General features: G+C 50.1%; 21 protein-coding genes. 3 read left to right on the forward strand and 18 right to left on the reverse strand.

The genetic code is table 11. The features are described 5' to 3' along the window. Positions 1–52 precede the first annotated feature (52 nt). The 18 genes from tcyN to DT73_RS16845 form a co-directional block, all read right to left on the reverse strand. The gene (gene tcyN / locus DT73_RS16760) at positions 53–805 is read right to left on the reverse strand and encodes an L-cystine ABC transporter ATP-binding protein TcyN (protein WP_036111898.1); all 753 of its coding nucleotides are present in this window, start codon (positions 803–805) and stop codon (positions 53–55) included. Continuing rightward, complete coding sequence (gene tcyL, locus DT73_RS16765) at positions 802–1,470, reverse strand: cystine ABC transporter permease (RefSeq protein ID WP_036111902.1); 669 nt, start codon at positions 1,468–1,470, stop codon at positions 802–804. Before tcyL ends, tcyN begins: the two co-directional genes overlap by 4 nt. 24 nt (positions 1,471–1,494) lie before the next feature. Continuing rightward, positions 1,495–2,481: a D-cysteine desulfhydrase gene (gene dcyD, locus DT73_RS16770; RefSeq protein WP_036112014.1), complete on the reverse strand. Its 987-nt coding sequence runs from the start codon at positions 2,479–2,481 to the stop codon at positions 1,495–1,497. Positions 2,482–2,634: 153 nt separating this feature from the next. Beyond that, positions 2,635–3,435 carry a cystine ABC transporter substrate-binding protein gene (gene tcyJ / locus DT73_RS16775; protein ID WP_036111904.1) on the reverse strand — a complete coding sequence of 267 codons (801 nt, stop codon included), beginning with the start codon at positions 3,433–3,435 and terminating at the stop codon, positions 2,635–2,637. A gap of 89 nt (positions 3,436–3,524) precedes the next feature. Then, complete coding sequence (gene fliZ, locus DT73_RS16780) at positions 3,525–4,076, reverse strand: flagella biosynthesis regulatory protein FliZ (RefSeq protein ID WP_036111907.1); 552 nt, start codon at positions 4,074–4,076, stop codon at positions 3,525–3,527. A 65-nt stretch (positions 4,077–4,141) separates the two neighbouring features. Beyond that, a complete protein-coding gene (locus tag DT73_RS16785) occupies positions 4,142–4,861 on the reverse strand; it encodes an RNA polymerase sigma factor FliA (protein WP_036111910.1) in 720 nt (239 codons plus the stop codon). 133 nt (positions 4,862–4,994) lie between these two features. After that, complete coding sequence (locus DT73_RS16790; RefSeq protein WP_036111912.1) at positions 4,995–6,194, reverse strand: acyl-CoA reductase; 1,200 nt, start codon at positions 6,192–6,194, stop codon at positions 4,995–4,997. Further along, complete coding sequence (locus tag DT73_RS16795; RefSeq protein ID WP_036111915.1) at positions 6,178–7,260, reverse strand: acyl-protein synthetase; 1,083 nt, start codon at positions 7,258–7,260, stop codon at positions 6,178–6,180. Before DT73_RS16795 ends, DT73_RS16790 begins: the two co-directional genes overlap by 17 nt. Continuing rightward, entirely contained in the window at positions 7,257–8,666 is a 1,410-nt protein-coding gene (locus DT73_RS16800) for an AMP-binding protein (RefSeq protein ID WP_051691429.1), read from the reverse strand. The genes DT73_RS16795 and DT73_RS16800 overlap by 4 nt, the downstream gene beginning before the upstream one ends. Next, on the reverse strand, positions 8,659–9,630 hold the full coding sequence (locus tag DT73_RS16805; RefSeq protein ID WP_036111918.1) for a transketolase family protein: 972 nt from the start codon (positions 9,628–9,630) through the stop codon (positions 8,659–8,661). Before DT73_RS16805 ends, DT73_RS16800 begins: the two co-directional genes overlap by 8 nt. Beyond that, on the reverse strand, positions 9,627–10,448 hold the full coding sequence (locus DT73_RS16810; protein ID WP_036111921.1) for a transketolase: 822 nt from the start codon (positions 10,446–10,448) through the stop codon (positions 9,627–9,629). Before DT73_RS16810 ends, DT73_RS16805 begins: the two co-directional genes overlap by 4 nt. After that, on the reverse strand, positions 10,445–11,188 hold the full coding sequence (locus DT73_RS16815) for an SDR family NAD(P)-dependent oxidoreductase (RefSeq protein WP_036112021.1): 744 nt from the start codon (positions 11,186–11,188) through the stop codon (positions 10,445–10,447). The genes DT73_RS16810 and DT73_RS16815 overlap by 4 nt, the downstream gene beginning before the upstream one ends. Before the next feature lie 16 nt (positions 11,189–11,204). Further along, positions 11,205–11,948, reverse strand: coding sequence for an SDR family NAD(P)-dependent oxidoreductase (locus DT73_RS16820; RefSeq protein WP_036111925.1), 744 nt, complete (start codon positions 11,946–11,948; stop codon positions 11,205–11,207). Positions 11,949–11,966: 18 nt separating this feature from the next. Continuing rightward, positions 11,967–12,206, reverse strand: coding sequence for a hypothetical protein (locus DT73_RS16825; protein ID WP_036111927.1), 240 nt, complete (start codon positions 12,204–12,206; stop codon positions 11,967–11,969). Positions 12,207–12,227: 21 nt separating this feature from the next. After that, complete coding sequence (locus tag DT73_RS16830; RefSeq protein WP_036111930.1) at positions 12,228–12,881, reverse strand: NeuD/PglB/VioB family sugar acetyltransferase; 654 nt, start codon at positions 12,879–12,881, stop codon at positions 12,228–12,230. After that, positions 12,878–14,041: a DegT/DnrJ/EryC1/StrS aminotransferase family protein gene (locus DT73_RS16835; protein WP_036111934.1), complete on the reverse strand. Its 1,164-nt coding sequence runs from the start codon at positions 14,039–14,041 to the stop codon at positions 12,878–12,880. Before DT73_RS16835 ends, DT73_RS16830 begins: the two co-directional genes overlap by 4 nt. 17 nt (positions 14,042–14,058) lie before the next feature. Continuing rightward, the gene (locus DT73_RS16840; protein WP_160173977.1) at positions 14,059–17,487 is read right to left on the reverse strand and encodes a bifunctional class I SAM-dependent methyltransferase/glycosyltransferase; all 3,429 of its coding nucleotides are present in this window, start codon (positions 17,485–17,487) and stop codon (positions 14,059–14,061) included. A gap of 162 nt (positions 17,488–17,649) precedes the next feature. Continuing rightward, complete coding sequence (locus DT73_RS16845) at positions 17,650–18,549, reverse strand: flagellin (protein WP_036111940.1); 900 nt, start codon at positions 18,547–18,549, stop codon at positions 17,650–17,652. A gap of 411 nt (positions 18,550–18,960) precedes the next feature. Between DT73_RS16845 and fliD the strand changes: the two genes are divergently transcribed. From fliD to fliT, 3 genes are read left to right on the forward strand one after another with little or no spacing between them, the layout of a single operon-like run. Then, positions 18,961–20,400: a flagellar filament capping protein FliD gene (gene fliD, locus DT73_RS16850; RefSeq protein WP_036111942.1), complete on the forward strand. Its 1,440-nt coding sequence runs from the start codon at positions 18,961–18,963 to the stop codon at positions 20,398–20,400. A 34-nt stretch (positions 20,401–20,434) separates the two neighbouring features. Next, positions 20,435–20,845 (forward strand): flagellar export chaperone FliS, encoded by a 411-nt coding sequence (gene fliS, locus DT73_RS16855; RefSeq protein ID WP_036111944.1) that lies wholly within the window; start codon positions 20,435–20,437, stop codon positions 20,843–20,845. After that, positions 20,845–21,207, forward strand: coding sequence for a flagella biosynthesis regulatory protein FliT (fliT, locus tag DT73_RS16860; RefSeq protein ID WP_036111946.1), 363 nt, complete (start codon positions 20,845–20,847; stop codon positions 21,205–21,207). The genes fliS and fliT overlap by 1 nt, the downstream gene beginning before the upstream one ends. Positions 21,208–21,274 lie beyond the last annotated feature (67 nt).

Raw genomic sequence — 21,274 nt, forward strand, 5'->3', positions numbered from 1 at the left:
AGCGGTACTGCAGATAACGCCGGCGCACCAACCAGTACGCCGGCAGAACAGATTAATTGACTAAAAACTTCTCAAGAAACTGACGGGTTCTGGGGTGTTCCGGACTGGAAAACAACTGGTGCGCAGGCCCCTGTTCAACGATGTTTCCCTGATCCATAAATATCGCTCTGTCTGCGACATCCCGGGCAAAAGACATCTCGTGGGTAACAATCACCATGGTGCATTTTTCTTCAGCCAGCGCACGGATAGTCGTTAATACTTCCCCTACTAACTCCGGGTCCAGCGCCGATGTCGGTTCATCAAACAGAATCACCTCGGGTTGCATGGCCAGAGCCCGGGCTATTGCTACCCGTTGCTGCTGCCCACCACTCAGGCGTTTAGGGTACTGGTTTTCTTTACCCGTCAACCCGACTTTTGCCAGCAGCTCACGGGCAACAGCAATTGATGACTCCCGGGACTCCCCTTTTACAATAACCGGCCCTTCGATAATGTTCTCAAGAACAGTACGGTGAGGAAACAAATTAAAGTTCTGGAAAACAAACCCAACATGCTGGCGCAACTGGCGTATTTTAGCCCGCTGGCGGCTGATGCCGGTCTGTGCATCAATCAGAATATCGCCGACTTTGATTGTGCCGCTGTCTGGTGTTTCCAGTAAGTTGATACTACGCAACAAGGTCGTTTTCCCGGAACCACTTGGCCCGATAATAGCCACGACTTCCCCGGGGCGGACATCAAAATCGATACCATGTAACACAGTCTGACCATGAAAGGTTTTGACCAGTTTTTTCACTTCAATGGCGCTCATTTAGGGTCTCGCTCCTGGCGGTTTAACTGGTTTTCAAAATAGTTCTGCAGCGAAGACAGTACCGTAGCCATAACCCAGTAAATAACAGATGCGGCCAGGTACATAGTGAATACTTCCAGAGTGCGTGAAGTAATCAGTTGCGCTTGGCGGAACAGCTCTGGTACCTGAATGGTGGCTGCAAGAGAGGTATCTTTTACCAGGCTGATAAAGCTGTTACTCAAAGGAGGCAAAGCAACCCTTGCCGCCTGGGGTAAAATTGCACGGCGCATGGTTTGCCAGCGCGACATCCCAATACTGGCCGCAGCTTCCCACTGCCCTTTATCAATGGAACCAATAGCAGCGCGCAATGTTTCTGCGGCATAGGCTGCCGTGTTGAGCGACAGGCCAATCATCGCGGAAGGCACAGGGTCCAGCTCAATGCCAAACTGAGGGAGGCCGTAATAAATCATAAATAGCTGTGCAATCAGCGGAGTACCACGGAAAATGGAAATATAAGCCCGGGCAAGCCAGGACACAGGCCATACTGGCGACATTCTCATCAGTGCCAGAACAAACCCCAGAACCAGGCCAAAGAACATGCCACCGATACTGAGCTGAAGTGTAAATACCGCGCCTTTAAGTAAATAAGGCAGGGATTCCAGTATTAACTGCAGACTTTCTTGCATTATTATTGTTTACCCTGAAAAACGTTATACATGAGGATGATAGGCAAATAGCGCAGGCGCACCACCGGTGTGAATAAACAGTACCGGGCCGTCATCTTTAAAGCGTTTCTGGCTGATGCCGTCAATCAACCCGGCCATTGCCTTGCCGGTATACACCGGGTCAAGCAAAATCCCTTCCAGCTCAGCCACCAGCTTCACTGCATCATTGCCTGCCTGGTTTGGCATGCCATATTGCGGCGCAAAATAGTCATCCCACAGTAAAATATCATCACTGACCCGGGCGTCCAGCAACGCGGCCACTTCTTGTTGCAGTTTAACGACTTTAGGCTTCTGTTGTTCCACGGTGCGCGAAACCGTCACACCAATCAGCTCTGTACCCGGCATTGCCAGTTCAAGCCCAACAGCCAGGCCAGCATGAGTGCCGGCACTCCCAGAGGCAACCACCACTGAAGAAATGCGTGCGGCTTCATCACACTGCCCGGCGATCTCCAGAGCGCTTTCAACATAACCCAGAGCGCCCAATGCATTAGAACCGCCAACGGGTACAACATAAGGGCGAAATCCCTGAGCTTCCAGGCGTTCAGCGATTTCCGCCAGTTGTGCGTCGGGCGCATCCAAAGCGGCACACATTTCCACCTGCACATTAAAGAGATCCAGCAACAGCCGGTTGCCGTTTGTCAGGTAGTTTTCAGCCTGAGTACCAATAGGGTTTTCCAGCAACGCAACACAGTGCAACCCCAGTTTTGCGGCAACGGCAGCAGTCTGGCGAACATGGTTGGACTGAATGGCCCCGGCAGTCACTAATGTGTCGGCACCTTCGCGCAGAGCTTCTGCTGCCAGAAACTCCAGTTTACGCAATTTATTACCCCCCATCGCCAGCGGCGTGGTGTCATCACGTTTGATAAAAATTTCCCGGCCCAGATGGTCAGATAAACGTGGCAGGTATTCCAGTGCAGTTGGCGCACCAATCAGTTCAAGGCGAGGAAAACGTGTAAGATTTTGCAGGGACATATTTTGCATGGACATAGTGCCTCCGGGTTACCGGTAAAAGAATCATGCTATTGATTATGCTACAGGGATAAGCTGACCAACAGTTTCACAGCCAGAAACGATAAAAAAAGGTGCCAGAGGCACCTTTCAGGGTTAATTCAGGCAAACATGGTATTACTTCGTAACGTCTGCACCAAACCATTTTTCTGACAGCGCCGGCAAGCTGCCGTCTTTTTGCATATCGGCAATCGCGCTGTTAATTGCTTTGAGCAAATCTTCATTGCCTTTACGCAACGCCACGCCAGACTCCTGGCGGGAGAACGGCTGCCCGGTCACGGCCAGAGTATCGTGAGTTTTCTTCACCAGATCCAGTGCTGCCAGGCGGTCAACCAGAATGGCATCAATACGCCCTACACGCAGATCCTGGTATTTGGTCGGATCATCATCATAGGTACGGATATCAACACCCGGTACATTTTCACGTAACCACTGTTCGTAGTTAGTGCCCAGGCCCACGCCCACTTTTTTGCCTTTGAGATCTGCGGCAGTTTTAATTTCGCCAGCATTCTCTTTTTTCACCAGTGCCTGAATACCAGAAACGGTATAAGGAGTGGAGAAGTCATATTTTTTCTCACGCTCTGGCGAAATCGTAACCTGGTTAATGACCACATCAATACGTTTTGCATCCAGTGATGCCAGCATGCCATCCCATTTGGTCGGTTTCAGGTCTGCTTTTACGCCAAGGTGCTGCGCCAGCGCTTTTGCAAAATCCACTTCGAAACCGGCAAGCTTGCCATCTGCATCCTGGAAACTGAATGGAGGATAAGTGCCTTCCAGCCCGACACGCAGGGTGCCGCGCTCTTTAATGGTGTTGAGCAGGTTTTCAGCGGCAAAAGTTTTCACACTCATACCGGCCACCAGCGCAACTGCCATCATTCCCATCAAAGCCTGTCGGCCAAAGGTTGCTAATTTCATTATTAATCTCTTCCCAATGTGTAAATTGTGATGCAGTTTAGTGCCTGATTCAGATAAATCAAACACGCTCTGCTACAACTTATGCCTTTTTAATATATAGCGGAAGTCGATTTGTTTTCAGCCGGGTTATCCGGCAGTTGGTTTTTTTGCCGTAAATACTGCGCATACTTACGCAAAGCGATGCGGTAATTGTTCGGGCTGGTTGCCGGTAACCACTGCTCAAGGGCTTCATCCGGCGTGAGGTCGCAGGCCAGCTCTTTCGCAACACCCTGCTCAGCCAAATGCGTTGCCAGGCGGCGCAGGCGCACAACATACTCGCGAATGGTGCCGTGGCTCATATCAGTTTGTTCAAAAAGATACTGCTTGAAGCCAATGATATCGAACCAGTCATTATGTTCATTGCAATGCAGATCACTGCAAAAGCGGCACAATGCAATCCAGTCCTGCTTGATAATTTGCCATGTCGCTTCATCAATCAACGTATCCAGTTGAGCGATGGCGGTTTTGTTGACGATTTCATCACGCCTGACCAGTGTTATCCTGTCCAGCAACTTGCCACAGTGAGCACAGTGGGTCTGCGAGTGTTTGAAATCTTTAAGATAGCGGCTTAGCGGCCGTCTTTTGGGCTGGTGCACCGTCATGATAACTCCCTGGTATTAAAGGTCTGTGGGGCGGCTCTACCAGGATCATGACGGTGTGTCAGAATCTATAACTTACCCAGCTTGGTGCGTAATCGTTTAATCGCCTGACTGTGCAACTGACTTACCCGTGATTCGCCGACTTCCAGTACCGCACCAATCTCTTTGAGGTTGAGCTCTTCCTGGTAATACAGCGTCAACACCAGCTGTTCGCGTTCCGGAAGTGATTCAATGGCCTCAGCCACACGCTCCCGTAAATCGCTGTTCAACAGTTGTTGCAGCGGGTTCTCTTGCTGGTGATCATCGGTCACCAGCTCGATGCTATCGCCATGCTCTTCACGCCACTCATCATAAGAAAAGAGTTGGCTGTTGTTTGTGTCGAGCAGCATCTGACGATACTCTTCGAGCGAAATATCCAGGCGTTCTGCAACTTCAATTTCGGTTGCGTTGCGCCCTAACTCCTGCTCCAGTTGCCCAATCGCCTGCGCGACTTCTCGTGCGTTGCGCCGAACACTGCGTGGGACCCAGTCCCTGCTGCGCAGTTCGTCCAGCATAGCGCCACGAATACGTTGCACTGCGTAAGTGGTAAAAGCCGTTCCTTGCAGGGCGTCATAGCGTTCAACCGCACTCAACAACCCGATGCCGCCCGCCTGCAGCAAATCATCCAGTTCAACGCTCGCCGGCAATCGCACCTGGAGGCGCAATGCTTCGTGGCGCACCAGAGGTACATATCGCTGCCACAGCGAGTGTTTATCCATTACACCATCAGCGGTATAGAGTGAATTCACGATAAACAGCCCTGCGTTAATGAGTTATCGGCACCATTATCTGATTCTGGAGGGCATTTAATCCGATGAATAATGGGTTAAATGGGGTTTTATTTGCGCCTTCCAGGGCGACGCAAACAAATTCGCCTCACAATCAGCTAATTACCTGAACATGACGAGTTAAATAACTGACTAAATCATATCCGTCCCAAAGCAATGAAAATTGCATGCTTTGCCCCAGTGGAACAAATCTGTCTACTCCCCGGGGATGTTCTTGAGACATAAAGCTATAAATATCTTCTGGCGCAATGCCAAATGTAGTGACTGTCTGGCATTTTTCACCACACAGTGGTGCAATATCATCCAGCGATTGAGCCACATATTCATAGAAATACCCGGCCTGATGATGAGTAATCAATTTTTCAGCATCCGGGTGGTCCAGTTCGACACGAAACACCATATTTTCGTGCGGGTTGACCAGATGAGTACCAGAGCTTAGAGCTGCATCCTGGCAAAAATGGGTGAGATTTTTCACTACATTAGCCGCAACCAATGTGTATTTATCCTGCAACCAGTCGGTATACATCTCCCAGAACATTGCGCGCGCCTGGGATACCCGGTTGCCTGACCACACAACCAGCTTGCTCGCTGAACAAGCCTGTTGGTCGGTCAATAATGTATCATTATAGAAATCTTCCAGTACGCGTGCTTTATTTTTCGCCTCCAGCCAGGCGTCAGCATTAATGACTGAAAATGAATAACGGTCGGCAAAAGCAATATCGATAGCGCGTGGTGGTATTGGCGAGCGACGAATAGCCGCAATAGTCTGGTCCCCTCCCCAAATTAATCTGGCCTGGCACAAGCCAGAAAAATAGTCTGTTATTTGTGACTCATGACCATAATTGACCAGAATAACCCGATGCTGCTGGCGGGGGAATTCAGCCAGACAACGGCGCCACGCATCACAAATTATTTCGACCTGAACAAAGGGTTTCGAAGGAAGACGTACGATATTCGCATTGCCCGTCAATAACCCGGCAACTAGTGAATAGGCAAAATTAACCGCAACATTTGACGGGGCGATATGAAAAGCAAGGCCCCGTCCTGTTTGGTGTTGTGTGCCCGTGAATACCCCTTGTTGTTGCCTCAACGAGGCCTGGCGGCACCAAAATGCAAGGCTCATTACATCTGGCCATTCACGTGTCCGGGTATCTTCTCGCAGGCAAGCGGAAAAACGCGACAGCAAGGCAATCGTTTCTTCGCTGAACGGACGGCAAGGGTGCGCAGCAAGCGCCTGGCTGAGCTGGTCCTCTCCCCCGATGCGAAAAGTAACACCTTCAAAATTGTGCGGCATACGTATCACTGCATCCTCTTAATTCAGCCTGGGGTAAACGCCCAAGGATTCGGAAATACTTCCCTGCACGCCCGCACGGGCAGTCATCTTCACCGAGCAAAATGCCTTCATCTTCAGTCAGCAACGAATGCCCGGGGTAGGATTCCGGGATAACAGACATCACCTGGACTATCCCGGGTTCACCCGCCGGGCACACAGAAAAATTACGGGGATCCCGAATGATGATGTCGGAGAACACACTGGCATGAAGATGCCCGTGCTCACACTGCATGTAAATACAGCCTGTTTGTTCCACCATTCCGTAATAATCGCACACACGGCTAATACCGCTTACAGCATGGAGCCGGTTGGCAAACTCATCCGGTGTAACAGCCTGGTTGTGTAACTTTTTCCAACCACCACCATGAATTAATATGCCTGCGGATAAATCAACTTTATTCCCGGAGCCAGCCAGAGCCTGGTAAAAGTGTTGCCAAACCATAAAGGTGAAGCCGAATAACAGTACGGGCTTACCTTGATATTTTTCTGCAAAGGCTTCTACTGCCTCCAGGTTTAACGTCATGTCATCATTCAGCGCCCAGGTGCGGTCAGCACCAAAGATAGAAAAACCCAGAATACCCGCCCCCCGGGCCGAGAACATATTGCGGTCTTTCATTACCGAGGGTGCATCAATAATCAGCATTGGCATACGGGCAGCCCCGGTAAACGCGCTGACAATTTTCACCAACACTTTTTGCTGGTTCGCCGCGGTAAGTTTATCAAGATAAATCTTTGATACGGCCTGGCCTGTTGTGCCAGAAGATGTCATGGTTTTGACAATGTCGTGTTCTGCAACACTTGCCAGCGACAGCTGTTTGAATAATGAAACAGGAATAAACGGAACGGTTTCTGGCGAAACAAGTGACTGAGACGAAACACCCAGCCCGTCAAGGATCCGCTGGTACGGCTGGCAGGCTGTATAATGATGTGCGGTCAGCGCCTGCATTCTGCTGGTTATCCAGGCGCGTTTCTCATCGCGCGTTAGCGAAAATGGCGCATAGTTCAGCCAGTGCAGGTCATCCACTATAAAGCCTCCAGTTGCGCGTACAGCGTCTTGCCTGAGGCATTTTTCGGGATAGTCTCTATTTGGCGAACATCGAAAGCTGAATGATGGAACTGAAACGTGCCGGTCAGAAACTGCTTGATTTCAACCGGTGAGTACGCCCCGGTTACCCACACCCGTATATGGTCATCTTCTCCACCAACCGCACATTCAATGCCCGCGAAACTGGCTTTAAGACGATGTTCAATGTCATCAAGCCCAACGCGGTTACCGAAAACTTTTAAGAACCTTTTTTTGCGCCCAACAATGGTATAGATACCCATGGTATCCCGGCTTGCCATATCCCCCGTGACAAGACGCCCCTGGTTATCATCACCCCGGGCTAAATCTTCACGACAGATGGCATAGCCCAGTGAAACATTGTCGCCATAATAAACCAGCTCACCCACCACATCATTTTGGGTAATAACCTCGCCCTGCGCATCAAGCAGTTCAAAACACCCACCGGGAATGGCCTGCCCCATGGCACCGTTTTTCTCGATACACAAATCCGGGGGTAAAAAACCCATTCGTGAGGTCGCTTCGCACGCCCCATACATGACAAAGAAGCGTTTATTTTCTTGCTGTGCCCAGTGAGCAAACGCGTCCTGTAAAACAGGCGCCAGCTTTCCGCCTGCCTGAGTTAACGTGGTCAGGTGTGGTAATGCCATACGCATAAAACGCAGTTTATTCAGCATTTCGAAGGTATAAGGCACCCCAGAGAGAGATGTAGCCTGGTGAGTTTTAACAAATTGCCAGAACGGGCTTTGCAATGGGCTGGCTTTAGTCAGCAACAGCGTCGCACCCACTGCCAGGTGGCTATTGATAATCGACAACCCAAAAACATAATTCATAGGTAAATAGGCAACTGGCCGTTCATGCACGGTGATATCCAGGTAATCGACAATGCTGTCGCAGTTTGCCTGTAAATTACGGTACGTCTGCCTGACAAGTTTGGGGCTTCCCGTTGAACCAGAGGTGGTCATCAGTAACCCTAATTCATCCGGCATTTCTGGTGCCTGTTCACCCGTTTCTACCAGAACATAACCAGCATGACGCAGCACCACCTCACCAACTACCGCCCGGCTCTCTGGCTGCCACACATAACCTGGCCTCCAGACCGCGAACAGGTCCCGTGCAAGAGTGGCATCCAGCGCGTTATCCAGCATTAATGGCACAGCCCCGGCCCGCAGGCACGCAAGGTACCCAACCAGCGCACCGGGTGTATTCTCACATAAACAAAACAGTAAGGTACGCGGGCTCAGGCAGGCTGCCAGCCGGTCAACCAAATCAGATAATTGCAGGTAAGAAACCTGTTGGCCGTCATCGTCTATTACCGCTGCCCGGTGATTAAATTCACTCGGCCAGTGCCAGAATGGGGGCTTACTCATAGCAGGTGTCCTGTATTTTCCTGCTGACATGGCTGGGTGTCAGCCCATGTTGTTCCAGCATCCATTGGTAATCACCTGCATGCCCATAATACTGCCCGATACCGACAGGAAGCACTCTTGGCCCATGGGCCTGGAAACTACGCCATTCAGCAACCGCGCTCCCCAGGCCACCAATTGTACTGTGCTCTTCAACCGTTACCAGCCAGTTAAAATGCTGGAAAGCGGCCAGAGTCTCTGTATCAAGGGGTTTCAGGGTATGCATATCAATCACTGCGACATGCTTCCCTTGTTCTGCAAGGTCTTTTGCAGCACCCAGTGCAACGGCAACCATACTCCCGGTAGCGACAATCGCAACATGCTCACCCTGCTGGAGAATATTGGCTTTGCCCGGAATAAATGTCGCCGGCTCGCGATACACCACCGGTGCCCGCATTCCACCGGTTAAACGCAGGTATACTGGCCCGTTCAGATTAGCGGCGACTTCGGTTAACTGTGCCGTCGCCGTTGCATCTGCAGGTGATAAAATCGTCAACCCTGATATGGATCGCAGTGTTGCAATATCTTCAATGCCGTAATGCGTTACCCCAAACATCCCCATCGCAAACCCGGAAGCCAGCCCCACGACTTTTACATTCTCCTGGAGATAGCCAAGATAGTGGCGAACCTGTTCACATGACCGCAATGCGGCGAAATTGGCAAAAGTAGTGGCAAACGGAATCGTTTGTTGTGATGCCATTCCGGCAGCAACCCCAATCAGGTTCTGCTCTGCGATCCCGACATTAAAAAAACGCTCCGGGTACGCCGTACTGAAACGCTCAAGGCCAGAAGTCAGCGCCAGATCAGCGGTCAGGGCTACAATGTCTGGATTTTCCGCCGCCAGCCGTTGCAAGGCCATGCCAAACGTCCCGCGGGTTCCCATCATCGACCAGGCGCGAATATCTGCAGGTGAAATAGCCAGGCTCATTGTGTGCCTCCTAATTCCTGTAGTGCCAGGTCATACTGAGCACGGGACATTTTATTGCGGTGCCAACCGTTGTTATGCTCCATAAAAGAAACCCCCTTCCCTTTGACTGTTCTGGCAACGATAGCTTTGGGTTTCCCGTGAGATGGCGTAGCCAGTGCGCTCAGAAGCGCATCAAGATCATGACCATCACATTCAATCACATACCAGCCACAGCCTTGCCAAAGTGCCGGGAAATTCATCTCGACAGTTTCTTTGCAAGACCAGTCAGACTGGAAGCCATTACAATCAATAATCGCTGTAATGTTGCTTAATTTTTGGTGTGCTGCAAAAAGCGCACTTTCCCAAATAGAGCCTTCATTGCACTCACCATCGCCCAGTACCACATAGTTATGCCAGGGTTGCTGGCGCTGGCGCTGTACCAGAGCAATCCCACAGGCGTAACCGATGCCATGGCCTAACGAACCGCCTGCGAAATCAATACCTAATGCCGGATTCATTGGCGTCAGTGCGGGTAACAACGAACCACTGTGGTCGAATGTGGCAAGTTGTTCATCAGACAAAACACCGTAGTGGTGTAAGGTGCAATACAACGCCAGTGCGGCGTGGCCTTTACTTAACAGCAGACGGTCACGCTCCGGCGAACCCATGTCAGACACCTGATAACGCATCACTTGCCCATACAGTGCCGTGGCGATTTCCACCATGGATAACGCAGGCCCCAGATGAACGCCATCAACGGGAGCCTGCCAGGCGGTATGAATAATCGACTGGCGGATTTGTTGTGCCGCAGCTTGCAACACATCTGCTGTTTTTTTCATCGTAGACCACCATCCACTCTGATAACCTGCCCGGTGATGTAACTGGCAAGGTCTGATGCCAGAAACACAGCGGTTTCTGCAATTTCTGAAGGTAACCCGGCACGGCGTAGATCCGCCGCATTTTTCGCCTGCTCAATAATGTGTTCTGGCATGGTAGACAACATATCGGTATCCGTGATGCCAGGCGCGATGCAGTTAGCCCGAATACCTGATTCACCCAGTTCTGCCGCTATCGATTTGGTCATCGCTATCAGTGCAGCTTTAGACGCACCATAGGCTGACTTCCCGGGGTTACCATCCTCGCCTGCCGTTGAAGCAATATTCACAATACTGCCGCGCTTATTTCTTACCATCAGTTTGCTGATGTACTGGCTGAATAAGTAAACAGAGAAGAAGTTCACCTCAAACTGCTGGCGCAACTGTGTCTCACTGGTCATCTGAAACAGGCTGTTGAGCGTGATACCCGCATTATTTACCAGAGCGTCAATCGGCCGCTTGTCAGCCATAATTTGTTTAACCGCCAGTTTCATCGCGCTGGTGTCGGTCATATCAAAGAACAGTGGGATGATTTGCACACCGTAACGTTCTGCCGTCAGCGCCAGTGACGCGATATGCTCGCTGTCTTCTTCACGCGCGTGGGCATAAATGGTGGCGCCATTGGCGGCGAATACATCAACCATTGCCCGGCCCATGCCGCGCCGGGTGCCTGTAATAATTACCGTCTTCCCTTGCAAAAACATGAATAAATCCTCCGGGTTATGCCATGCCGCCATCAATACGAATTGTCTGCCCGGTAACATAACTGGCGGCATCGCTCGCCAGCCACACCAGCACATTGGCAACCTCTTCCGGCAACCCTAACCGCTTCAGTTCACAACGGCTTAACTGCCGGGACATCGCCTCTTCAGGTAAGTCTTCAGTCATGGCGGTTTTGATTACACCGGGCGCAACCGCATTAACCCGGATCCCCTGCGGGCCGAGTTCCATAGACAGTGTTTTGGTCGCAGCAAGCCACGCAGCTTTGGAGGCAGCATAGGCCAGTTGCCCACTGTTGCCATCCAGCGCCGAAATGCTGGAGATATTGATAATGCTGCCACGCTTATTCCGTAGCATCAGGCGAGTCATATATTGCGTAAAAGCAATTTGCCCAAAGAAGTTAATCGCAAATGTCTTTTGTAACTGCGCCTGTGTCATCATGGGGAATAACGCATCAAAATTAGCCCCCGCGATGTTAACCAATATATCCACGGGAACTTTACTTTTCTGAATGACGCCTGCCGCCTGCTTGATTGCCGAATCATCCAGTAAATCGAAAATAACTGGTGTGATAGTGACGTTACAGACTTCAGCGAGCGCAGCCATTTCTGCAAAAAATTGTGTATCCTCGTGCTGACAACAGGCGAATACATTCGCTCCCTGCTTTGCAAAAGCTTCAACGGTTGCTCTACCAATACCTTGTAAGGCACCGGTAATTACTGCATGTTTACCAGCCAGTAGCATGTGACACGCTCCCGTTTATCAGGCAATTTCGACATCGTATTTCTGCAGAATTTCTTTCCCTTTCTCCCAGGAGGAGAAATCGATGATGTCATCGGTATCCATCATGATGTCGAAAGCATCTTCCAGCGCGGCAATCATGGTCATATGCCCCACTGAATCCCAGGCTGGCGTATCCTGGTATTTGTAGCCTGGTAGCATTTCCTCTGTGACTTCAAAGGTTTCAATAAAGATGTTGTTGTACTTCGCCAGATTGCTCATGGTTAACTCCTGAAAAATGACTCACCGCTGTGGTGAAGATTTAAAAACTTTGCCCTGATCATTGTTGCGCATGGCGCGTGCCGGGTTTCCCAGCACAATCGTGGACTCACTCACCGGGTTAAAAACTGCCGACCCCATTCCGATAATCGCGTCATGCCCTATCGCGGTTTTCTCTTTGATGGCGCTGTTCATGCCAATAAACACGCGGTCCCCGGTAATGCAGCCACCAGCCAGCATCACCTGGCTTGATACCACACAGTGCTGCCCTATTTTTGTGTCATGCCCAACACAGGCTCTTGGCTGAACTAATGAATTTCGCCCCAGAACGACATTGCAGGAAATAAAAGCGCCGGTGCACACAATGCACCCCGCCTCAATCACCGTAGTCTGAGGGACAAACACATCCGGGTGGATCAATGTAGCCAGTTGAAAATCTGCACTGAGTTTGTCTGCTAACTGATGACGCAAAGACGGCTCGCCCAGCGCGATAATAATTTCTGTCTCTGTGGGGATATCGCCAAAACGCAAGACCTGGCTGCCATTGACCTGTTGCTCTGCGGTCACATCATCAATAAAGAACACGGAAGACCAACGGCCTGTGCGCGCATTGATTTGTAACGCAAGTTCCCGCACTTCTCGCCCCAAACCACCGGCGCCATAGATACCCAGATTCATAACGTGTGCCCTGTTGAATGCACTGCCGCCGGGTCACTGGCACAACTAATATGAGCAGCCTGACGTAATACAGCGACCACCCGGTCCTGATCTTCGTGGGTGAGATCCGGGTAGATGGGCAGGCACAAAATGCGGGCAGCGATATCTTCCGCAACTGGCATACGGCCCGGTTGAGCAGAAGGCAAATGCCGGTACATCGAAAAAGAGCTTATCAGTGGGTAGAAATAGCGACGACTGTAGATATTTTCCGCCTTGAGCGCATCGTAAAGTGCGTCGCGGCTTACAGGGAAATCAGGAGCAACCAGTACAGGGAAATAAGCATGATTCCATTCAACGTTAGCCGGTGCATTAAAAACACTCAGGCCGGGAATAGTTTCGAGCGCATCACAATAACGCTGATGAATGGCTGCACGCTGCGCAAGCGCGGCGTCAATATGGTTCAGTTGAACTAACCCAAAAGCGGCCTGCACCTCATTCATTTTAGCGTTGATGCCTGGTGCAACTACTGTGGTCTCATCTGCAAAGCCGAAGTTTTTCAAATAATCAATCCGTGCTTTCATCCTTGCATCAGGGCAGATGATTGCGCCGCCTTCAAAGGTGTTAAACACTTTGGTGGCGTGAAAGCTGAGAATAGATAAGTCGCCACAACGCAGGATACTTTCGCCATCTTTTTTCACCCCAAAGGCGTGGGCTGCGTCGTAAATCACTTTCAGCCCCCAGGCGTCAGCAATTGACTGGATCTTGTCCACATTACAAGGGATACCGTAGCAATGAACCGGTAAAATGGCAGTCGTTTGCGGTGTGATTAATGCTTCAATTTTTGCCGGGTCAATATTGCAGGTGACGGGGTCTATATCTGCAAAGACCGGGGTCAGGCCATTCCACAGCAACGTATGGGAGGTCGCCACAAAAGAATAAGGCGTTGTGATAACCTCACCACTGATACGCAATGCCTGGAGCGCCGTCAGCAACGCTAACGTTCCGTTAGAAAACAGGCACAGGTGCGATACACCCAGATACTCTGCCAGTGCCGATTCCAGTTGCTGATGAAAAGTACCACCATTGGTGAGGTAGCGGTTTTCCCAGATTTTTTCCAGGTAAGGCGTAAACTCCTCCAAAGGAGGTAACAGCGGGCTGGTAACAAAAATATTCTTATTCATGATGTTCTACCTCAGCCTTACAACGTCGGGGCCGCTATTAGTTCACTGAACGTAAAAGAATGAGCAGGAACGCCCTGGCGATACAACTGCCACACCTGGTTCAACACCTCGCCCAGCATCACACCGGTTTCATGGCGTTGCTGGCTCAGTGCCCATACACGCTCACGTAATTCGCGGCGAAGCCTGGCAAGCTCATTTGTTCGCCCTTTCCACTCCAGGGCTTTTTTCTGGTAATCATCAACAGAATCAGCAATAAAAGACTGTAGATGATAGCCTTGCATGATATCCACACCCTGGCGAGCAGCCATGGTTTCACCTGCAAGTGTTAATGTCGGCACACCCATCCAGGCCGCATGGTTGGTGGTTGTACCCCCGGTATAAGGGAACGCATCCAACAACAAATCCACTTCACTGTGCATTGCCAGAAATTCTTTCATTGGCACTTTTTCGCGGAAAACTAACTGCGATGGGTTCACACCTTCGCGCATAAAACGCTGAGTGAAGTCATCAATCATTGACTGGCCAGACATAAACGCAATTAGCATCTTGCTGTCCGGTGCCGCTTTAAGAATACCCGCCCAGCAGGCAATAACCGGCTGGCTGAGTTTCATCGGCCGGTTAAAACTGGCAAAGGTAAAGAACCCGTTTCTGGCAAAAGGCGGTTCACTCACCGCAGGGCTGTCAAGCTCTGGGGTAAACTGTGTCGGGAAAGGAACATACAGCAATTTTTCAGTGAACTGGCTGTCAAGGAAACCTGCAGGAGCAATGCCCGGGCTGATGATTCGATAATCAATTTCCTTAAGCCCACTGGTGCCCGGGTAGCCTATCCAGGTCATCTGCACCGGTGCCGGGCGCATGGCGAACACAGGCAGGCGGTTAAATGCTGTATGGCCAGACAAATCAATCAGGATATCAATTTCATCGTTTTTAATTATCTCAGCCAGCTCGCGGTGGCTGTTTTTGATTACTGAACGAAACGCTACGGTACCTGTTGCCAGGCGATCCGTCATCTCATCTTGATGAGGCGAGGTGTTGTAGGCATAAACATCAAATTTACTGCGATCCAGGCTTTCCCAGAATGGCAACAGGAAATAGGCTACTGGGTGCTTGCGGAAATCACCGGAAACGAAACCAACACGCAAGCGCTCATGCTGCGGATGCGCACTGTGGCTCTCTGGCTTAATATTTTGCTTACGCATCCAGTCATAGACATGTTGCCCATAGGACAGGTGTGTTTTATAGAGTTCACCAGGCGACACTTCTGCACGGTGTGCCAGTTCAAACAGTAATGACGTCCAGGTATCGAAATTATACTTGTTCAACTCCAGCGCTTTGCGTAATAACGCTATCGCTTCTTCTGTTTTCAGTACAGAGGTACTGACAGAAGCTTTATTCACATAGATAGTTTCATTTTTATCATCCAGCGCCAGTGCTTGTTCATAGCAATAGTTGGCAAGGTCTGAACGGTTCACCAACGAATGGAGTTTACCCAGCAAATCCCAGGCCGAAATGCTGCGCTTGTTGTTGCGCAGCACCGCACGCATGATTCGCCCACACAGCCAATAATTTTTACGGCGGACCAAAAATATTCCCAGGTCTGCATACAATTTCCAACTGGCGGGTTGCATAGCAATCGCCCGGTAAACTGCATTAAAACCCGGTTCTTTATTGAAGGTGCGTAAGTAAAAATCTTCCAATAAATACAAGGCGTGAACTTTATTGGGATTGTCTTCAACCAGTGACAGATAGAGTTGTTCTGCCTGTACAAACTGCCCGGCGTCAACTAACGCTTTGGCTTTTTTCTCAGTTGCCGGTGCGACAGGTTGCAGGTCTGGCTGTACCGCGCGCGGATTTTCTCTGCTGAGCTTTTGTTGCGCCTCATCCAGAAATCCACCTTGTTCTGGTGCTGCGGAGAACAGAATAATGGCACTAACCATACGGATACGATGCATGTCATCAGAAACGGCAAGCAGTGACTGTAAATAACGCTGCCAGGCAAAAGGCTGGGCACTGAATATGCCTTTATAGCGCAAAGCATCGTGCAGGCTTGCTGATTGCGCCGTTACCGACAAATCGCCTTCTGCCAACCAGCTACGTTCATCTTCCGTGAGCGATACCGGTTCATTCCACATGTTTATTGGCAACGGATTTTGCCAGCCAGGCACAACAGCCAGTTGAGCCGTTTTTGTCAGCGGTTTTGGCTCAAAACCGGGACGGCGGAAATGCAGGCCCGGGACACCTTTTTCGAATAAAGCATTCAGTGAGCGGCCCAGGTTTTCACGATGGATATAGAGCGGATTATCTTCCGGCACATCTGGCAGGCGAATTTGTTGCCATACTTGCTCAAGGGTGATACTCAGCGGCCAGGCTTCCCCCATGATATCCAGTACAGACAACGTATTTTCATCATTAATTGTAATGGGGGTATCATCATGGATACGTACCGCAGTACAAACGTCGTAACCTTCCATTATGCGGCGGAAACTGCCCGCCCAACGCATCTCCATCAGCCGCGCTTTATCCGGGAAAACTGCCATGCCTTCAGTCTGGGAGCGGTGGCCCAGAACGCTGTATCGCTTACTGCGCTGGCAGGCAAAATCCAGGTACTGCTGGCTGAGGATCTTATGGGGCTGAGGGCAAATCGCAGACAGCATTTGCGCTGTCTGGGAACCATAATGTTCAGGTAACTCAGTCCATGGTGCCAGGTCGCCCACATACCCCAACCCCATTTGGGTTACGCGCCCATGATATTCCAGAAAATATTGCCCTTCGTTCTGCCCGAGCAGGTAGTGGTCAACCAGCATTTTATCTGAGTGATGCTTCGCTGCCTGTAAGGCATCCTCAACATCCTGCCCAAGCGTTGTTGAACTGCTGGTCATGGAAAACCAGGCCAGCATGGCATGCATACAATCCTGTTGCTGGCTGGCATTGGTCGCCATCGCGGCATGCATTTGTACCGCATCCCGGATTACTTCCTGGTTTTTCGCCCCCGGGTTGCACGACCATGCATGAGTAATCAACCCCTGGCTGGCAAGATGCATCTGGCAATATGCCAGCACCTGGTCAATACGCTGGTTGCTGAGCAGGCTGAAAGTGCCATGAATAATGATGTAGTCAAACTGGCCAATATCTGTGGAAAGCAACTCTTCAAGGGAAGCGCTGCAAATGGACAAATTTGCCGGTCCGCCCATGCGAGTAAGGATCTGCGTCTGTGATGTATTGAGATTCTCACAAGACAGTTCCACCCCAACCCATGATGACTCAGGCCAGCGCGCTGCCTGGCTTGCAAGCCAGGCGCCGTCACCACACCCCAGTTCCAGCACACGGGCATTCACCGGAGCTACGGCATCAAAACCATACAGCCATGCTACAGAGCCGATATAATCGGGTGCGCAGGATAACTCCAGCATAGAGGTGCCTGACCCCTTGTTTACGGCGTTGTGCACAGCGTTTTCCTTCATTTATTGATCTTTTGTTCACGATACAGGGCGAGGGCAAAATTAATGGCGGGAGAAAGCGGGCAATTTTCCTTTAATTCGCGGAATTTCATTTAGCTGAGGCAAAAAAAAAAGCCAACCCGAAGGTTGGCTTTTGATGTACTTTGATGCTTACTGCAGCAGTGACAGTGCAGTCTGCGGTACCTGGTTGGCTTTGGACAGCACGTTGGTACCAGCCTGTTGCAGAATCTGCGCACGGCTCATGTTAGACACTTCTGTCGCGTAGTCGGCATCCTGGATACGGGACTGTGCAGCAGACAGGTTGGTCACAGTGTCGTTCAGGTTGCTGATGGTAGAGTCGAAACGGTTCTGGATAGCACCGAGGTCAGAACGTTGGTTATCAACTGCTTTAATCGCTTTATCGATATCAGCCAGAACAGTTGAAGACAGTACGTCGAAACCAGTGCTGTACACAGCTACAGAACGGTCGCCAGTAGAGATAGTGGCAGTAGTACCAGTTGCAGCAGTAGTGGTTTCAGAACCAGCAGTTTCTGCACCCAGTTTGTTCCAGCTAGAGTTAGCATTGATGGTGATAGAGATGGTTTCACCGTCGTTTGCACCAACCTGGATGCTGATGTCAGTGTCAGTAGTGTTGCCAGACAGTACTTTAATGCCGTTGAACTGAGTCTGCTGAGCAACACGGTTGATTTCAGTCAAACGTTGGTTAACTTCAGACTGAATTGAATCGATGTCAGAAGCTGAGTTCGTGCCGTTTGCAGCCTGAACCGCCAGCTCACGAATACGTTGTAAGTTGTTGTTTATCTCATCCAGAGAGCCTTCAGCTGTCTGAGCGATAGAGATACCGTCGTTTGCGTTACGAGCGGCCTGGGTCAGACCGTTGATGTTGGAGGTAAAGCGGTTTGCAATCGCTTCGCCAGCCGCATCGTCTTTAGCGCTGTTAATGCGCAGACCAGAGGACAGACGCTCGATAGCGGTGCTCAGTGCAGCCTGTGATTTGTTCAGGTTGTTCTGAGTAGTCAATGACATCAGGTTAGTATTGATGACTGCCATAATTATTTTCCTTCATGAAATTGGGTCTAGGTTCGGTGCCTAACACTTGCGGCGTCTCTCACCGTCATCAAGGGTATCGGCGCACTTGCTGGCAACTTTAGAAATTTAGATCAAAAAAATTCATCATATTGATTTTTAAGTATTTATTTAATTTAAATCACCGAACCATTACTATTTTCTCACCAGGAATAATCCTGGAAAATTGACTGGTAAATAACATAAGGGAAATTATTTTTTTCTTTAATATAGGTTCATACAGATTTATGATTTAGTAACTGGTCTGACAATCACTCTATAAGCCACCTTCCCTGCCTTCTTTTCTGCGCATTATTTTTCTTTTGCGTACTGTAAACTTTTCTCATTCGGTGCCGATATGAGTCAGGACGACCATTGATATAAAGGGAAAGACCAATGACCACTATCAGTAACCTGGGGGTTGGCTCAGGCTTAGACCTCGCAACCCTGTATGACAATTTGCAAACGGCGGAAGAGGCCAGGCTGACCACAATTACTGATCAGCAGACTAAGTATCAATCTCAGCTAAGTGCTTATGGAAAGATTCAAAGTGCACTGACCACCTTACAGACCGCATCTGCGGCCCTGGCGAAGTCAAGCACCTGGAACTCAACTTCTGTAACCAGCTCTACCACATCATTCAGTGCAACCAGCACCAGTGATGCAACGGTCGGCAGTTACACCATGAATGTTCAGCAACTGGCTAAAGGCCAGGTACTGATGAGCGGCGCGATTACCAGCAACAGCACGCAGTTGGGCGCAACCACTGGCACCACCCGTACCCTGACAATTGCCCAGGCAGATACGGACACCCCACTGACCGTGACGTTATCAGACTCTGATACCACGCTACAGGGGATTGCTGATGCCATTAATGGCGCCAACGGCAACGTTACTGCCACTATTGTAAAAGCCAGCGATACTGACTACCGGTTGATGCTGACTTCAAAAACAACTGGGGCAGATTCTGCCATGACAGTGACAGTAACCGGCGATGATACACTGCAATCGGTCATTGGTTATGATTCAAGCACCAGCAGCGGTGCGTTATCTGTGCAAACTGCAGCACAGGATGCCATCGTCACGGTAAACGGCGTCAGCGTACAACGTGATTCCAACACCATCAGTGATGCACTGCCTGGCGTTACATTGACACTGAACTCAGTGAGTTCATCAGACGAGACACTGAATGTTGCCCGTGCCACAGACAGTAACAAAACTGCGATAACGAATTGGGTAAATGCCTACAACTCACTGCAGTCTACCCTGTCAACCGTGACTAACTATGTTGCCGTTGATGCAGGCTCAGACAGCCAGTCAACCAGTAATGGGGCCCTGGTCGGTGATGCCAACGTGCGTTCTATCCAGTCGCAGTTGCGTAGCCAACTGAGTACAGCACAAAGTGGTGGCACCTACGCCATTATGGCTCAGTTAGGAATAACCCAGGATCCGAAAACCGGGCAGTTGGTTGTTGATGATGACAAGCTGACCGCAGCGTTAAGCAGTGACCCTGATGCTGTAACCAATTATTTTGTGGGTGATGGCTCAACGACGGGTTTCGCCACCCAAATGAACAACACGCTGACCAGCATGTTAAGCACGACTACTGGCAGCACTGGCATTATTCAGAATGCCGAAGACAGCATCAACAATATCCTCAGCACCTTGAGTGACCGTTATGATGCAATGCAGAGCCGTATCGATGCCACTATGGCCCGTTACAAGGCTCAATTTACTGCGCTGGATACCTTGATGAGCCAGCTTACCGCGACGTCTAACTACCTGACATCGCAGTTCTCAAGCTCATCATCGTCGTCGTCATCCAGCTCAAGCTAATACTGATACATTTGTTTGGCCGTGAGGATGCGTTATGTACAATCGAACTGGTGTTAAGGCCTACCAAAAGGTGAGCCTTGAAAGCGCGGTGATGAGCGCCAGCCCACACCAGCTTATTGTGATGCTCTTCGATGGCGCATTAAGCGCCCTTGTTCGGGCAAAACTCTTTATGGAGCAAGGTGCTGTTGCTGAAAAAGGCAAAGCCCTCTCTCATGCCATTAACATTATTGATTCAGGGCTCAAAACGGCCCTGGATACCAGTGAAGAAGATGAGCTGACCAGCAATCTCATCTCTCTTTACGAGTATATGATTCGCCGATTACTGCACGCAAACTTACGCAATGATATTGCCGCGGTTGAAGAAGTTGAGCGTTTGCTCACCAATATTGCCGATGCATGGAAGCAAGTAAAACCAACCTATCAACCACTCCAGGGTGCCAGCTAATGAACACCGTCAACTCATCCCTTACTCTCTGGCATGCCCTGCATGCCTTGAGCAAAACCATGCTCAATCTCGCCCATGAAGGAAAGTGGGATGAGTTGATTGAACATGAAGTCAAATATGTTCAATTAGTTGAAAGTATTGCTAAAAATCCGGTCCCCCCTGAACAGGTACGTTTAGTTGAAGAAGCCCGGGACTTATTACGTGAAATTCTTGCCAATGAAGCGACATTGAAAGGTTTGTTGCAAAGCAGAATGGATGATTTACGCAAACTCATTGGCCAGACGGGTAAGCAAAAAACCCTGGCTACCACGTATGGCAAATTTTCCCACAATATATTGATGCCACTGGATTACAACCAGTGATCCTGGATATATACACAACCCTCTCACGGTTTAGATAAAATAAATTAGAAAAAATAAAGGTGCCTCT

The organism is Mangrovibacter sp. MFB070 (assembly GCF_000705335.1).
Taxonomy (GTDB): Bacteria; Pseudomonadota; Gammaproteobacteria; order Enterobacterales; family Enterobacteriaceae; genus Mangrovibacter; species Mangrovibacter plantisponsor.

What these genes read in the sequence shown, in the direction of transcription:
- dcyD (WP_036112014.1), bottom strand. Translation starts at nt 2,481, where the DNA reads ATGTCCCTGCAAAATCTTACACGTTTTCCTCGCCTTGAACTGATTGGT.
- DT73_RS16820 (WP_036111925.1), bottom strand. Translation starts at nt 11,948, where the DNA reads ATGCTACTGGCTGGTAAACATGCAGTAATTACCGGTGCCTTACAAGGT.
- DT73_RS16790 (WP_036111912.1), bottom strand. Translation starts at nt 6,194, where the DNA reads ATGCCGCACAATTTTGAAGGTGTTACTTTTCGCATCGGGGGAGAGGAC.
- fliS (WP_036111944.1), top strand. Translation starts at nt 20,435, where the DNA reads ATGTACAATCGAACTGGTGTTAAGGCCTACCAAAAGGTGAGCCTTGAA.
- DT73_RS16825 (WP_036111927.1), bottom strand. Translation starts at nt 12,206, where the DNA reads ATGAGCAATCTGGCGAAGTACAACAACATCTTTATTGAAACCTTTGAA.
- DT73_RS16805 (WP_036111918.1), bottom strand. Translation starts at nt 9,630, where the DNA reads ATGAGCCTGGCTATTTCACCTGCAGATATTCGCGCCTGGTCGATGATG.
- fliZ (WP_036111907.1), bottom strand. Translation starts at nt 4,076, where the DNA reads ATGACGGTGCACCAGCCCAAAAGACGGCCGCTAAGCCGCTATCTTAAA.
- DT73_RS16810 (WP_036111921.1), bottom strand. Translation starts at nt 10,448, where the DNA reads ATGAAAAAAACAGCAGATGTGTTGCAAGCTGCGGCACAACAAATCCGC.
- tcyL (WP_036111902.1), bottom strand. Translation starts at nt 1,470, where the DNA reads ATGCAAGAAAGTCTGCAGTTAATACTGGAATCCCTGCCTTATTTACTT.
- DT73_RS16845 (WP_036111940.1), bottom strand. Translation starts at nt 18,549, where the DNA reads ATGGCAGTCATCAATACTAACCTGATGTCATTGACTACTCAGAACAAC.
- DT73_RS16835 (WP_036111934.1), bottom strand. Translation starts at nt 14,041, where the DNA reads ATGAATAAGAATATTTTTGTTACCAGCCCGCTGTTACCTCCTTTGGAG.
- tcyN (WP_036111898.1), bottom strand. Translation starts at nt 805, where the DNA reads ATGAGCGCCATTGAAGTGAAAAAACTGGTCAAAACCTTTCATGGTCAG.
- DT73_RS16815 (WP_036112021.1), bottom strand. Translation starts at nt 11,188, where the DNA reads ATGTTTTTGCAAGGGAAGACGGTAATTATTACAGGCACCCGGCGCGGC.
- DT73_RS16830 (WP_036111930.1), bottom strand. Translation starts at nt 12,881, where the DNA reads ATGAATCTGGGTATCTATGGCGCCGGTGGTTTGGGGCGAGAAGTGCGG.
- fliT (WP_036111946.1), top strand. Translation starts at nt 20,845, where the DNA reads ATGAACACCGTCAACTCATCCCTTACTCTCTGGCATGCCCTGCATGCC.
- fliD (WP_036111942.1), top strand. Translation starts at nt 18,961, where the DNA reads ATGACCACTATCAGTAACCTGGGGGTTGGCTCAGGCTTAGACCTCGCA.
- tcyJ (WP_036111904.1), bottom strand. Translation starts at nt 3,435, where the DNA reads ATGAAATTAGCAACCTTTGGCCGACAGGCTTTGATGGGAATGATGGCA.
- DT73_RS16800 (WP_051691429.1), bottom strand. Translation starts at nt 8,666, where the DNA reads ATGAGTAAGCCCCCATTCTGGCACTGGCCGAGTGAATTTAATCACCGG.